The sequence below is a fragment of the Chelativorans sp. AA-79 genome (genome assembly GCF_029457495.1).
GTDB lineage: Bacteria > Pseudomonadota > Alphaproteobacteria > Rhizobiales > Rhizobiaceae > Chelativorans.
Genome location: NZ_CP120361.1, coordinates 5044236 through 5058020 on the forward strand (window position 1 = coordinate 5044236; position 13785 = coordinate 5058020).

Annotated in this window: 16 protein-coding genes and 1 pseudogene; 14 read left to right on the forward strand and 3 right to left on the reverse strand. The window is 63.2% G+C overall.

Annotated features, from left to right (window positions below):
• Positions 1 to 365 precede the first annotated feature (365 nt).
• Positions 366 to 1462 (forward strand): IS3 family transposase gene (locus tag PVE73_RS24470; protein WP_277364732.1). Its coding sequence is split into 2 segments (ribosomal slippage): positions 366 to 627 and positions 627 to 1462, totalling 1098 coding nucleotides; the frame shifts between segments, so codons are not numbered across the junction.
• 648 nt (positions 1463 to 2110) lie between these two features.
• Positions 2111 to 2265, forward strand: a pseudogene (locus PVE73_RS24475) (alpha/beta hydrolase); the annotation flags it as partial.
• Between the two features lie 176 nt (positions 2266 to 2441).
• On the opposite strand, the gene PVE73_RS24480 reads toward PVE73_RS24475, so the two are convergent.
• Positions 2442 to 3332 (reverse strand): NmrA family NAD(P)-binding protein, encoded by an 891-nt coding sequence (locus PVE73_RS24480; RefSeq protein WP_277364733.1) that lies wholly within the window; start codon positions 3330 to 3332, stop codon positions 2442 to 2444.
• A 78-nt stretch (positions 3333 to 3410) separates the two neighbouring features.
• Here PVE73_RS24480 and PVE73_RS24485 point away from each other — a divergent pair, with 78 nt between their 5' ends.
• The gene (locus tag PVE73_RS24485; protein ID WP_277364734.1) at positions 3411 to 4328 is read left to right on the forward strand and encodes a LysR family transcriptional regulator; all 918 of its coding nucleotides are present in this window, start codon (positions 3411 to 3413) and stop codon (positions 4326 to 4328) included.
• A 216-nt stretch (positions 4329 to 4544) separates the two neighbouring features.
• On the opposite strand, the gene PVE73_RS24490 is transcribed toward PVE73_RS24485, so the two are convergent.
• Entirely contained in the window at positions 4545 to 5219 is a 675-nt protein-coding gene (locus PVE73_RS24490; RefSeq protein ID WP_277364735.1) for a hypothetical protein, read from the reverse strand.
• Positions 5216 to 5794, reverse strand: a complete 579-nt coding sequence (locus PVE73_RS24495; RefSeq protein WP_277364736.1) for a TetR/AcrR family transcriptional regulator — start codon at positions 5792 to 5794, stop codon at positions 5216 to 5218. The genes PVE73_RS24490 and PVE73_RS24495 overlap by 4 nt, the downstream gene beginning before the upstream one ends.
• Before the next feature lie 65 nt (positions 5795 to 5859).
• On the opposite strand from PVE73_RS24495, the gene PVE73_RS24500 reads away from it, so the two are divergent.
• The 11 genes from PVE73_RS24500 to PVE73_RS24550 all read left to right on the forward strand — a co-directional run bounded on the left by PVE73_RS24500 (position 5860) and on the right by PVE73_RS24550 (position 13767).
• Complete coding sequence (locus tag PVE73_RS24500) at positions 5860 to 6363, forward strand: nuclear transport factor 2 family protein (protein WP_346772386.1); 504 nt, start codon at positions 5860 to 5862, stop codon at positions 6361 to 6363.
• On the forward strand, positions 6353 to 6718 hold the full coding sequence (locus tag PVE73_RS24505; protein WP_277364737.1) for a nuclear transport factor 2 family protein: 366 nt from the start codon (positions 6353 to 6355) through the stop codon (positions 6716 to 6718). Before PVE73_RS24500 ends, PVE73_RS24505 begins: the two co-directional genes overlap by 11 nt.
• A gap of 98 nt (positions 6719 to 6816) precedes the next feature.
• Positions 6817 to 7098, forward strand: coding sequence for an antibiotic biosynthesis monooxygenase (locus PVE73_RS24510; protein WP_277364738.1), 282 nt, complete (start codon positions 6817 to 6819; stop codon positions 7096 to 7098).
• Between the two features lie 860 nt (positions 7099 to 7958).
• Positions 7959 to 9314 (forward strand): site-specific integrase, encoded by a 1356-nt coding sequence (locus tag PVE73_RS24515; RefSeq protein ID WP_277364739.1) that lies wholly within the window; start codon positions 7959 to 7961, stop codon positions 9312 to 9314.
• Between the two features lie 103 nt (positions 9315 to 9417).
• A complete protein-coding gene (locus tag PVE73_RS24520) occupies positions 9418 to 10068 on the forward strand; it encodes a DUF433 domain-containing protein (RefSeq protein ID WP_277364740.1) in 651 nt (216 codons plus the stop codon).
• On the forward strand, positions 10065 to 10487 hold the full coding sequence (locus tag PVE73_RS24525; protein WP_277364741.1) for a DUF5615 family PIN-like protein: 423 nt from the start codon (positions 10065 to 10067) through the stop codon (positions 10485 to 10487). Before PVE73_RS24520 ends, PVE73_RS24525 begins: the two co-directional genes overlap by 4 nt.
• Before the next feature lie 183 nt (positions 10488 to 10670).
• The gene (locus PVE73_RS24530; RefSeq protein ID WP_277364742.1) at positions 10671 to 11630 is read left to right on the forward strand and encodes a zincin-like metallopeptidase domain-containing protein; all 960 of its coding nucleotides are present in this window, start codon (positions 10671 to 10673) and stop codon (positions 11628 to 11630) included.
• Complete coding sequence (locus PVE73_RS24535) at positions 11627 to 11998, forward strand: DUF2958 domain-containing protein (protein ID WP_277364743.1); 372 nt, start codon at positions 11627 to 11629, stop codon at positions 11996 to 11998. The genes PVE73_RS24530 and PVE73_RS24535 overlap by 4 nt, the downstream gene beginning before the upstream one ends.
• Positions 11998 to 12774 (forward strand): hypothetical protein, encoded by a 777-nt coding sequence (locus tag PVE73_RS24540; RefSeq protein WP_277364744.1) that lies wholly within the window; start codon positions 11998 to 12000, stop codon positions 12772 to 12774. The genes PVE73_RS24535 and PVE73_RS24540 overlap by 1 nt, the downstream gene beginning before the upstream one ends.
• 203 nt (positions 12775 to 12977) lie before the next feature.
• Positions 12978 to 13376, forward strand: a complete 399-nt coding sequence (locus PVE73_RS24545; protein ID WP_277364745.1) for a hypothetical protein — start codon at positions 12978 to 12980, stop codon at positions 13374 to 13376.
• Positions 13369 to 13767: a hypothetical protein gene (locus PVE73_RS24550; protein ID WP_277364746.1), complete on the forward strand. Its 399-nt coding sequence runs from the start codon at positions 13369 to 13371 to the stop codon at positions 13765 to 13767. The genes PVE73_RS24545 and PVE73_RS24550 overlap by 8 nt, the downstream gene beginning before the upstream one ends.
• Positions 13768 to 13785 lie beyond the last annotated feature (18 nt).

Genomic DNA, 13785 nt, shown 5'->3' on the forward strand with positions numbered 1-13785 from the left:
TGAGCAACTTTGTGTTCATGGCGGCCAGGAGAGTGTTTGGTTCCATCACGCCGTGTAGGCGCAGGTGCGATCAGCGAGCGATGTCCTTGAAGACTTCCAGGGCCTACGGCCTGCGGATGCTCTTCGGAGTAGCGCCGATGTACCAGCGCGAGCTTAGAGAAGTTGGCGACGCTGTTCCCAAAGCTACTTGCAGCCACGACAGGAGCATGACCTTGACAAGCACCGTGTTTTCCCCGCTCCGCACCGGCGGGCTCCAACCTGCTAACCGGATTGCCGTATCGCAGTGGTCAGCTTCCGTTAAATGCCCTCGAATGGGGTTAGAGTTTTCCGCGCCATTTTCCTGGCTGGGAGAGGGAGCGGAAGCGATGAAGGCATCGCAGTTCACGGACGCGCAGAAGGCGTTCATCATCAAGCAGGGCGAGGACGGGACGCCGGTGGCGGAGATCTGCCGGAAGGCGGGGATCAGCCAGGCGACCTACTTCAACTGGAAGAAGAAGTATTCCGGCATGATGCCGTCGGAGATGAAGCGGCTGCGCGAGCTTGAGCAGGAGAATGCCCGGCTGAAGAAGATCGTGGCGGACCTGACGCTCGATCGGGAGATGCTGCAGGACGTCATCAAGCGAAAGCTCTGAGGCCTGGCCGGAAGAGAGCGCTGGTGGACGCGATGCGTGTCGAATGGGCGATCTCGATCCGCCGCGCCTGTGCGGCGATCCGGTTCGACCCGAAGACCTGCCGGTACAAGTCGCGCCGGCCCGGCCAGGCCGCTCTGGAACAGCGGATCAAGGAGATTTGCCAGACCCGTGTGCGCTTCGGCTACCGGCGCGTGCATGTCCTGCTGCGGCGGGAGGGATGGGCGATCAATCAGAAGAAGACCTACAGGCTTTACAAGGAATTGGGCATGCAGCTGAGGAACAAGACGCCGAAGCGACGGGTGAAAGCGAAGCTGCGCGAGGACCGCGCCGTCGGCCCGAACGATGTGTGGGCCATGGACGTCGTGCACGACCAGCTTGCGACCGGTCGCAAGCTACGGGTGCTGACGGTGGTCGACACGTTCTCGCGCTACGCGCCGGCGCTGGATGCCAGGTTCAGCTATCGCGGCGAGGACGTCGTTGCCACGCTGGAGCGGGTGTGCGCACGAACCGGCTATCCGAAGACGATCCGTGTTGATCAGGGCTCCGAGTTCATCTCCCGCGACCTGGACCTGTGGGCTTACCAGCGCGGCGTCACGCTCGACTTCTCGCGGCCGGGGAAGCCCATCGACAACGCCTTCATCGAGGCATTCAATGCGCGGTTGCGGGCGGAATGTTTGAACGCCCACTGGTTCTTGAGCCTTGCGGATGCGGCGGAAAAGTTGGAGGCTTGGCGCAGAGACTATAATGAGCAACGGCCACACGGCGCGATCGGGAACAATGTCCCGGCCGCGCTCATGAAATCGGCACACGCAGCCAGCCCGTGTTGCTGACCAAGGCCGGAAAACTCTAGCGCCAGCCGAGGGCGCATTGGGGAGCGGCCCAAAACGTGAACAGGGCTAACCTATAGGCGGGACAAAGCGGGGAGCACGTCATGGCGGTTGGAACCGAGGCCAAGCTTGTGGTGTCAGGTGCGAACGGCACTGACCGAGAGCGACGGGCCTATTTAAGCTAGCTTAGGTTAGCATCACAGTTATTTACGTGTTGGCGGGATTGTTTAAATAGCGCCTGCTCACTCGGAAGCTTGAAGACCCCGACCGCGCCGCACGCCAGTTCCTGGCGCTCGTTACCTACGACATGCATGGGCTGGATGAGGATGAATTGATAAAGGCTCTTACGGCCAACGTGCGTTTCTTTCTGCGCGGCTGCGCTACCGGCGGCGCGGACTCATGATCTATTCATGTAATGCACCCGCAGGGCGCACGATCTCACACCGCAAGACCACGTCAACTTCGCACCGCTTGCAGGGTAGGCGCCGGTCGGCGGCCCTTGGCGGTCGTCTGGCGTGCCGCTGCGGTCAATGCTGTGCCATTCCCGTTAAATTCGGATTCGCGAATCCTGCAAGGCTTGCATATGGCTGCGGATCATCGGCGCCTAGCGGAACGATCGCCATCGCGCCGCACGCGAATGCATTCAGACAGGGGGCGCGCGACCGCTACAAGCCCGAGCAATCGGCGCGAGCCGACCTGCGCGATTTGCCCGCCGCCGAGCTTCACTTGCTCGACTGCGGCCATCGGCTGCTCGGCTGCTCGAGACCAACCTTGATGAGGTCATATCGCTGATCCGCGGCTTCCTCGTGCCGTCACCCCCCGACACATCGATGCCAATCCGGCGCAGAATATGTGGATCCACTAAATTGCGCGTGATCTGCGATTGGTCATGATGCTTCCCTCGGACTATTTCAAAACAGAAGCATCATCTCGTATGTGTAGGTCGGCCGCGCGGCCATCTCTCGCTTGGGCGTTATTCGCCTCAGGCAGCCAGACCGCCAGCATCCCCTCCCATTCTCCGCACAATTCGTTCGACCGCGTCAGCCAACGCAACGGAGCCGCGGCCCTGTTCAGTTCCTTCTTCGTACTCGACCCTGCCGCTGACGATGCCATCATACATCCCGAGCAGCGCATCGGCGACCTCCGGGGGCACTCCTTCCTGGGCGAGAACCACAGCACGAGCCTCGGGAGGAACGAATGCCGTCTCCACAGGGCGGCCGAGGACACTGCTGAATGCGGTCGCGACATCGTTCGCGCTCCAGTCCTGCGGACCCCGCAGTTCAACGATCCGCTTGCCGCTGAAGTCGTCGCTGAGCAGCCGGGAGGCGGTACGCCCTACGTCGATTGTGCTCACCATCGGGATCTTCTTTGAGGGTTCGAGAAAGCTCGGAAGCACGCCGTCGGCGATCACTGCCGGTGCTACCTCGCCCCAAGTCTCGACGAAATAACCCGGTCGCAGGAAGGTGGTTGACGGCGCTGCCGTCTCAAGATGCTTCTCCAGCCTGTTGAGTGTTGCGATGACGCCTGTGCCCGTCTCGTGCTGGGCACCGACGGAGGAAAGGGCGACAACCTTTGGCAGCCCGGCCTGTCGCACCGCTTCTGCAAGTGCGCTGCCGACCTCGTCCGCGCGTCTATAGGGATCGCCGCTGACAGGCGGAGGAGAGAGCAGGAAGGCGCCCGATGCGTCGCTCAATGCTGCGGCGAGGCTCGGCACATCCTCAATGCTGCTTATCGCTACATCAGCCCCCAGCTTCGTCCACTTTTCGGCCTGCTCCGGTCGCCTCAGCACGACGCGGACAGGTTTACCCGATTCAATCAAGGCGTGGGCGGTCTCGCTGCCGGCTCGCCCGTTTGCTCCAAGCACTACGTACATGTCAGTTCTCCTTAGCTAACGTCTTGGAGACTAAGTCGTGCGTTGCCATGCGTCCAATGCATGGACTATATTCCAATCATGCGTGAAGTGGATTTGAGAAATGCCGATCTCAATCTGTTGGTTGTGCTTGATGCGTTGCTGGACGAGCGGAGCGTGACCCGAGCCGCAACGCGGCTCGGCATGAGCCAACCCGCTGCCAGTCGGGCGCTTGCGCGGCTGCGGGTGCTTTTCTCGGATGCGCTTCTGGTGGACGGACCGGGCGGTTACCTGCTTACCGCGCGCGCGGAGGAGATGCGGCCTTTGCTGCGCAACACCCTGGCAGGCATCAGCGAACTTCTCGCCGGCAGAGCATTCGATCCGATGCAGGCGGGCGGCTCCGTGCGCCTGCTGATGCTGGATCTTGAAGCCGCAGTACTCGGCCCGCGGCTGATCGCCAGTTTCGCGGAGCAAGCGCCGGCCATCGATCTCGAGATGGTGCCGCCAGGGCTGCGGCCCATCGAGGCGCTTGAAGCCGACGCGGTCGACGCCCTCATCGGCGTCGTCGACGAGGCGCCTGCCGGGATCCGGAAACGCAAACTCTACCAGGATCACTTCGTAACACTGATGCGCGCCGAGCATCCTGCCGCAGGCAGGAAGCTGACGTTGGAACGGTTCCTTGAGCTGGATCATGTCGTCGTCAGCGTCACCGGGATCGGCCGAGCGTGGGTCGATGAAATCCTCGCTCGTTTGGGCAGGCAACGCCGGGTGAAGGTACGGGTCCCGAGCTTCTTCGCGGCAGTCGAAATCGCCGCGCGTTCCGACCTGGTCATGACGCTGCCGTCCAGCCTTGCCCGAACGACCGCTGACATGCGGCGCTTCGTGATGGCGCAGCCGCCGCTCGACCTGGGCAGCGTGGTGATGAGCCTCGCCTGGCATGCCCGCCATCAGGATGCCCCAAAACATGTCTGGCTGCGCAGAACGATCGTCGCGGCCGTTGCCGACATTGGCCTGTCGTGATCCCTGCCGCCACCGCTGACAAGCGGGACCAGCGCATCAATATTGTTATGGCAATTGGCGGCTTTCAGTTGGAAGATTGCGAGAACAGCCGTTCGTCGGCTCAAGAGCAAGCGTTCCCAACAGGCATGCATCGCTCACGAATCACCTGGGCCAGGGTGACCCAGCTCACATCTCGTATGTGTAGATGGACCCGCGCGGCCATCTTCCGCCTGGGTCTTATTCAGCATTCCCACCACTTAGCATGTGATCCGCAAGGTTGTAGCAGTGGCTCGCCCGATAGGCGTTCCGGCCCCGGTTCATGTGCGTCAGGTTGAACGCCCGGATAGCCCACAACGCTCGGGGAACCGCGAGGAATTTGCGGATCGAGGAGCAGTCGCGAACCTTGATGCCGAAAATGTCCTCGCCTCGGGGAACAAAGTAACTGACGTCTTTCGGCTTCACGACACAGCGCTCAAGAAAAGCATCGTCTACCTGCCCGTGATCGAGTGAATGGTCGGTGGTGAAATCGGAAAGATGCGTCACGAAGAGCGCGCGGATACCGTCGCCGTCCGCATAGAGCGAGAAAAGCTCCATCCAACTCGCATTGACGCGAACGAGCGCCTTGCCCGGGGTCGACGGTAGACAGGAAACCGACCAGTAGTGCCGCTCGGTCCGGCGAGGGATCGGGATACAGTCGCGGCCGTAGCGCCTGAGAATTTCCAGAACCTCTCGCGCCTGCGGCCGGCGCAGCAGCTTCTCGAACCGCGCGACATATTTGAAACGCAGTTCAAGCGACTCTGAGCGCTCGTCGGCGTCGCGCAGGATCGTCTTGCCCTCCATCCAACCGCGCTGCTGCTGGAGATCCAGGAATTGGCGCAGACCGGTGCTGCTTGGTCGGCGAGCGGCGCTCATCGGCGGTCCAGCAGCCTCGTCACGGCCTCGTGGACAAGGGCGGGGACGCTGTCGGCATCGTCCAGATAGGCGCTTTCCAGCAGGCCGTCCGAAAGCGCGACGAGGAGGGAAGCGGTAACGGACGGAGCTGGGTCGCCGTCCTCTGCGAGAAGGTTCTCGAGGCTTTCGTGGTACCACACGCGGCGCGCATTGATCGCCTGCCGCACAGGGCTGGCTGGATCGGGATATTCGGCCGCCGCGTTCAGGAACGGACACCCCCGCCAGCCTCCCGCGGTCACAGCCTCGCTGATACGCTCCATGATAGCCGAGATCATTTTCCGAGGAGGCTGCTTCGGAAGCGCGGCCACTGCCGCCCGGCCGAGCCGGTCTATCTCTTCGAGATAGGTGACGACGAGGTCGTCCTTCGAGGGAAAGTGATTGTAGAAGGTCGCTTTGGCCACGCCGGCTTCCGCGATGATGCGGTCGATGCCGACAGCATGGATGCCACCTTCGTAGAAAAGCCGCGTCGCGGTATCGAGCAAACGGCGGCGTGCGGAACCTGCTTCAGGCTGGCTTTCGGACTTTTGTTGCTTCATCGCTTGACTCTAACAGACAGGTCTGTCTATTACAAGCCAAGACAGACCTGTCTGTGGAGTGCGTCATGCAAGCGAGAGACACAGCCGAAGTCATCCGCCGGTTCAACCAAGCGTTCGAGAAACACGATCCTGCGATTTTCGAGGACTTGGTCGCGCCGGATTGCGTCATGGAGACGATCCAGCCGGCGCCGAACGGCACGCGTTACAAAGGCTACGAGGTCAACCTGGCGTTCTGGCAGGCTATGGCGGCTGACCGCGTCAACCGCTTCGAGGTGGAAGAGACTTTTGTGATGGGCGACCGCGCCAACGTCCGCTGGCGTTTCCATTTCGGCGACGGTGGCTCGGTGCGCGGGGTCAGCCTGATCCGTGTCCGCGACGGCCGGATCGTGGAAGCCTTAGCCTATGCCAAAACACCCGGTGAGTCGGCGCCTCTGCCTGAATGCGGCAAGGAAGACAAGCCAAGTGGGAGGCGCGAGCATCGTCTTTCTTGTTTAACCGGAGCCTCGTCAGTAACCGGCCAGACGCGGAATCGGCTCCATCGTTCAATGAGGTGGGAAAATGACCAGTGACAGCAAAGTTACCCGTGACATCATGGAACGTTTCCACAACGCATTTGAGAAGCATCGCCCGGAGGACCTCGATGATCTCATCGGCGTGGGCTGTGTTCTCGAAAATACCGCGCCGGTCCCAGATGGAGCGCGCTACGAAGGGCGTGAGGCGTGTCTCGCTTTCTGGAAGGGCGTCGCGTCGTCGGCCAACCTTGTCTTCAAAGCTGAGGAAATCTCCGCGATGGACGACCGCGGGATCATCCGGTGGCAGCTTCGCTGGAGCGAGCGCGAAGCAGACCGGGTTCGAGGCGTCAACATCATGCGCATTCGGGACGGAAAGATCATCGAGGGTTTGGGGTACGTGAAGGGCGGCTGACGTTCCGATCCAAACCGGCGATCCTCGCGGGTCGCTATCCCAGACCATGCACGGCGGTGTGCCGCCGGAACAGGGCACCAGCCCGAAGGAGCAGACCCATGATCATCATAGCCGGCTACACCCGCACCGACGCTGAGAGGCGGGACGGCACTGTGGCAGCCTTCAGAGGCATGGTCGAACGCGCGAGGGCGTACGACGGCTGTCTCGACTTCTCTATAAGCGCGGATGCGGTCGATCCGGAGCGTATCAATCTGTTCGAATGCTGGCGTGACCAGATCGCGCTGAACGCCTGGCGCAAGGTCGCGAAGGGGCCGCGCGTGAAACCTCGAGTGGTCGCCGTAAGCCTCTATCGCAGCGAGAAGGCCGAAAAGCCTTTCTGAGGACGAGACCCGCGGACCCACCGCCCGATCTGACGACCGGGCGCGAAGTGTCGGAAGCCGCCAAGGGGGAATCCAATGATTCCCATCGTCTCCGATCGACGGAATCTGATCGTTGCCCCTCATATTATTTTCCGGCCCCAAACGGCGGCTTCGCGACCTTTCGTATCGTTCGAGGATGGAGTCACGACGAACATCCTGGCCGCTCGCTCGAGAGAGTTCGTCGACAACGGCCCGCTGCCGAAGTGTCAGGACCCTGCTCACAACCAAACCGGGATCTAACAGGCTCGGTGGTATGCCGCTGACTCCAAACAGCAAGTGAATATCTGTGCATGTCCCCGCAACCACCTTTACTTGCTTGGCAACTTCGGCAACATGGGCTGGCCATCCGGCAGCAAGTTATGATGGGCGCGCCCTCCTGATTTGAACCTGCCTACACCTTCAGGCGCGTCCAATACCGCCAGTCGGCGGTCGATCGACGTTACGTTCTCTGGAAGCAAGATGGTGCGCCAGGTCGAGAAATTCGCCGAGGCAGTCCGCCAATTGGTGCCAAGCCCGATCCCAGATGTTTTCGGGCATTGTCGCACGCCGATGCGACAACCGCGGCGGCTCAATCATGGGATATCTTCATTGGAAAATGGCGCACCCGACAGGATTCGAACCTGTGACCTCTGCCTTCGGAGGGATTACGACTAGCTCCGTCGATTACCGAAAGGGGCACGCCGTGATGCGCTATGTTACTGTAAATAAAAAGGAATTTGATTTCCTTCGCCGACAGACTTATCCTTCTATTCGCCACGGTTTTCGCCCTGCTGCTTACGTGGTGCTTACGCGAGTTTTCGGGCATGTGACGGAGGAAGTCCATGGCTAAACTGACAAAACGAATCGTCGATGCGGCGGAAAGCCGTCGCAGTGATTACGTGATCTGGGACGATGAGCTACCCGGTTTTGGGCTCCGTGTCTTCACATCAGGCAAGCGCAGCTATGTGATCCAGTATCGCCAGGGAGGACGGTCGCGGCGCTACACCATCGGCCTGCATGGTATCTGGACGCCAGAAACTGCCCGCCAGGAGGCCAAGGTGCAGCTCGGCAGGATCGCGCGCGGCGAAGATCCCGCCGAGGAAAAGCAGCTTGATCACAAGTCCATGTCGGTCAAGGAACTCTGCACTCTCTACCAGAAGGATTTGCAAGCCGGTCTGATCCTCGGGAAAGGCGGGAGGCCGAAAAAGCCCAGCACCATCATTTCCGACGTCGGACGGATTCAACGCCACATCATCCCCCTGCTCGGCACGCGCCGGGTGAAAGACCTGACCAAGGCCGACATCACCAAAGCCATGAAGGACATCATGGCCGGCAAGACGCGCTTGGTCGCGAAGACCGAAAAGCTCCGGGGCAAGTCCATCGTGAAAGGTGGCGTTGGCACGGCGACTCGAACCATCGGGCTCTTCGGTGGCATCCTCACCTATGCCGTGGAAGCCGGCCTCATTGACGCGAACCCCGCTCACGGCGTTCGGCGGCCGAAGGATAATGTCCGTGCCCGACGGCTGAGCGAGGCGGAATACCGTGTCCTCGGGGAAATGCTCCAGGCTGCTGCCGAGAACGAAACCTACCGCATGACGGCGGACATCATCCGGCAGATCGCGCTCACGGGATGCCGACGTGCCGAGATGGTCGGATTGCAATGGGATGAAGCGGACACCGAATATAGTTGCCTGCGGCTGAAGGACAGCAAAGAGGGTCGCTCCATCCGTCCGGTCGGATTGCCGGTCGTCGAGTATCTCGAAAAGCGGCGGACCGACGCGGATGGCGAGTTTGTGTTTCCCGGCCGAGACGGCGACAAGGCATTCGGCTCCTTCCCCAATCACTGGAAGAAGATCTTCGCGGACTCCCCTCTCGCCGACATCACCCCTCACGTTCTCCGCCACAGTTTCGCGAGCGTGGCCAATGATCTCGGGTTCACCGAGATCACCATCGCCGCCCTCGTCGGACACGCAAAAGGATCCGTCACGAGCAATTACATACATACGGTCGATACGGCTCTCATCATGGCGGCCGACACGATCGCGGGCTACATTCAGGGCCTTCTGGACGGTATCGAGTTCAAGCAGACCGCTTATGCGCTGGATCGGGACTCCCGGAAGACATCGCTCGCGCGCTTCATTCAGAAGGCGACCGGCAACGACAACCCCTCCGAAGTCGCGCAACCCCTGGCCGCCTGACCATGGCGGACACAGGCGGGCGAGTGTTGCTCAACCTTGAAACCGGAGCGCCTCCAATATATATTCCGACGCATCGGATGAATTGTTGATGTTGGAGGCACCCATGTCCGCGACCGAGATGCTGAAAGCGACCGAAGCGGCCGTGGTCGCCCGCGTGAGCCTGCGCGACGTCAATCGCGTCATCGACGAACGCATCCTGCCGGAAACGCTGATCTCGGTCGATAACGGCCGCTTCGTGCTGGGTGCCGCCTGCACCCTGATCTCCTTCTATTTCGAGAGCGCTAGGCGGCTGACCTCGGAGGAACGCCTGTTTGCCATCCGTTCCGCCGAACCGCGCTTGCGGCACTGGAACCGTGCGGCGACCGCGGCCATGCTGAAGGCTGACTGGACCGTTCGCGACGACTTTCTGACGATCGACCTCCTGCCATTCTTCGAGCGTTCCGTCGAGCGGCTGGAGCGGCTGGATGCGGCCCGTGAGGTGGTGACGGTCTCCGATGACGTCATGGGTGGCACCCCCGTCATCGGCGGCACGCGCATTCCCGTTCATGACGTTGCGGCCGCGATGGCGGCAGGCGTCCCGGTGCGGGAGATCCTTGAGGACTATCCGTCCCTGACCGAGGACAAGCTGGAGCTTGCGATGCTCTACGCTGAGGCCAATCCCCTTCGCGGGCGGCCGAAGCCGATCATCGCCAGCTTGCCCAGAGGAGCGCGCGTCATCTCGGATCACCGTGTCCCCCGCAGGCGGGCCGGATGAAGTTTCTGGTCGATGAGTGCCTCAGCCCGAAGCTGACCGAGTTGGCGCATGAAAAAGGATACGGGGAATCGTCCCATGTCGTCTGGCTGGGCCGCTCCGGGGCGAAAGACTGGGATCTGCTTCCCCTTATCATCGACGGGGACTGGACATTCGTCACCCGCAATTCCGTCGATTTCCGGGGTGCCGCTTCGCGCCCCGGAGAGAAAGGGCAATATGCCCGCGTCGACCTGCATGCCGGCCTGATCTGCCTCAATGGTCCCGATACCATGATGCGCAGTCTCCAGTTGGAGCTGTTCGAGCAGGCCCTGCGTGAACTTGAAGCTGATCCGGATCTCGTGAACCAGGTTCTGGAAGTCACGCTGGATGACGATGACCATTTGCGCGTCATTCGATACGCGCTTCCTGCGGAGAATCATTGAATTTTCTGCTCGGTTCTGTTGGGGGAAAGCCTTCCCCCTGGCCGGCACTGCGTTGCCGGCGCACCCCCTTCTGCGGGGGACACCCCCGCAACTCCCCCTTTAGAGTGAGAGCGCGGGCCGGGTTTGCCGTGACGGGTTGAGGGCTGGAGAGCAGGTCTCCGGCGCCCGTCGCGGAGAACCGCGATGTCGAGATATGACCACACCCCACGCTCCGGCTCGGACCGGACGAACCTCTATGACGAGATCACCGGCAAGATCATCGCCGAACTCGAGGCCGGGCGCTTTCCCTGGGTCCAGCCATGGGGCAAGGCCACCGCCAAGGCCCCGCTCGGCCTGCCGCAGAACGCCAGTACCGGCCGCGCCTACGGCGGCATCAATATCCTGATCCTTTGGGGCGCCGTGGTTCAGCACGGTTTCCCCGGACAGGGCTGGCTCACCTATCGCCAGGCGGCTGCCCTTGGCGGCAATGTCCGCAAGGGCGAACACGGCACCACCGTCGTCTATGCCGATCGCTTCACGCCCGAGGACGAGAAGCGGCGGGCGAGAGAGACCGGCGAGGAACCGGGCACGATCCCGTTCTTGAAGCGGTTCACCGTGTTCAATGCTGCCCAATGCGAGGGGCTGCCCGAGGGCATTGCCGTCGCCATGCCTCCCCCGCCGCCCGGCCTGATCGAGCCGAGGGTCGAGGCCATTATCAAAGCCACCGGCATCGACTTCCGCATCGGCGGGGATCGCGCCTTCTATGTCCCGGCCCTCGACCATGTGGTCGTGCCGCCGCCGCAAGCCTATTTCGAGCCGATCAACTGGCATCGGACGGCCCTGCACGAACTGGGTCATGCCACTGGCCATGCGTCCCGGCTGAACCGGGATTTCTCCGGCAGCTTCGGCACCAGGAAATACGCTTTCGAGGAACTGGTTGCCGAGATGAGCGCCGCGTTCTGCTGCGCCTCGCTCGGCATCGTGCCGACAGTGCGCCATGCCGACTACATCGGCTCCTGGCTGGAGGTGCTGCGCGAGGACAACCGCGCCATCGTGCGCGCCGCCTCGCAGGCGAGCAAGGCGGCCGACTGGATTTTGGCCCATCTGCCAAAGGCCGAACCTTCGGACGCCAGCACCGACACAATCGACAGGACGGCGGCATGATCCTCCTGACCGACGAGTTGCGCGCGCAGCTTCTGGCCAATGGCCGCCAAAGCGATGCCGACCATGTGCCGGTGGTGAAATTCTTCAACCCGCTTGGCGAGGGCGCGTGGCTCGCGACCGAGTTGGCCGCCGACGGCGACACGCTGTTCGGGCTGGCCGATCTCGGCGAGCCGGAGCTGGGCTATTTCTCGCTGGAGGAAATGACCTCGGTGCGCTTGCCCTTCGGGCTCGGCATCGAACGCGACATCCTCTTTACCGGCGACTTCCCGATCTCGGTCTGGGCCGAAGCCGCGCGGGAGACCGGCAGCATCCGCCGGGCCGAACGGATCATCCGCACGGCCCGACAGTCCCTGTGGGAGGGCGTGTGATGCGCTTCCGTCGCTGGCACCGGCCCGAACCCTATCGCGACACTTCGCGCAAACGCGCGGCGTTCCATCGTAAGCAGCGCCTCGAACGCGAGGCGCTGCCCCTCTTCGCCGAGCAGATCGCCGCCCGACAGCACGGCGTCGACGAGGAAATGGCCCGCCGTGCCGTGTGGTGGGACGAGGCCGAGCGCGAACGCCGCCGGATGCGGGCGGCCACCTGGCGCAAAGCCCGCGCCCGTCTCTTCGCGCTGCCCGACACCTTGCGGCGCACGGTGCGCGAGATCTGGCGGACCTGTCCCTATCCGGCCGATCCGGCCTATTTCGCGGACCTGCTGCATCAGATCGACGTCGGCCGCGTCGATCCGCACCGGCCGCCCTGGAAATTCCATCCGGCGCTGAAGGCGCGGATCACGCCGGACCCGACGAGCTTCGACGCGGCGTTTCACCAGATCGGCCAGCGCAAGATCGGCGGCGGGCCGAAGACCACCGAGGCCGACGAGCTGCTGTTCTGCGGTAATCTCGGCTCCGGCATCCTCTTCCTGCGCTCGCGCGTCCGTCTCATCGAGCGGCACGAGAGCTTCTACACCTCGTCCAACCACCGCCTGCGCGACTCCAAGGTCGGCAGCGGCGGCCATTTCGTCGAGATCGAGGTGACGGGCGATTGCCCGGACGCGGACCTCGCCACGGTCCAGCGCATCGCCCAGGCGGCCGACACGCGGCCCGTCGTGGACAGACGCGCCGCGCGACCGGGCCGGACCAAGACCGGGAGGGCGGTGTGATGGAACCGGCACATCTATCGGCCGTCCCCGCCCGCCATGCGCGGTGTTCTCCCGACGTGCCGCCGCTACCCCCGAACCGTCAACGGGCGAGCCGTTCCCCTTCGCAGCCGCCCGCAGGCGCCCTGGTCGGTGACTGTCCGGGGTTCCGGCGGTCCTTGCGAACCCTACCGCTCACGACGAGCGGCAACAGCCAGGAGGTTTCCATGCCTGTTCCCTCATCCCCCACATCCGTCTTCGTCTTCGGGTCCAACCTCGCCGGCCGGCACGGCAAGGGCGCGGCCCTCTGGGCGCGCCACCACCGTGGCGCGATCTATGGCCGAGGCGTCGGCCCGCAGGGCGATGCCTACGCGATCCCGACCAAGGATCGCCATCTGCGCGTCTTGCCCCTGCCGGTGATCCGCAGCCATGTCGCGGACTTCCTCGGCTATGCACGCCACCGGCCGGACCTTCGTTTCGAGGTCACGCCGATCGGTTGCGGCCTGGCCGGCTATCGCCCGGACCAGATCGCGCCGATGTTCGCGGGAGCGCCCGCCAACGTGTTCCTGCCAGACGCCTTCCGCGTGGTGCTGTCGGCTTCGTCCGGGGAGGTTCGCCATGGCTGACCGCCCGCCGCCCGGCCACAATGGCGGGCCGCCGCTCGACGATCCCGCGCCCGACCGGCCGGGCCGATGCCGCGACTGCCGCCATTGGCAGCCGCCGCCGGAGAACCTCGAACGCGATTACGAGGCGTTCCGGCTCGGCCTTTCGCGCCGCCGCGTCAAGCGGCCGGCGGGCTTCTGCGACCGCGTGCTGCTCGGCCATGCCAAGATCCCCGCCTTCTCGGCGACGGCCGGGAATTTCAGTTGCCGCAACTTCGAGCCCGCGCCGCCGAAGCCAGCTCCAAAGGGTGGCGGCTTCGTCACGATCTGGCGAGGCAATCGCGTCCTCTGGCAAGGCCCGGAGGGCGAGATACCGCCGCGCTTCCGCGACGACGACGATCCCGCCGAATCCTGACGGGGCGGACGCCGCTTT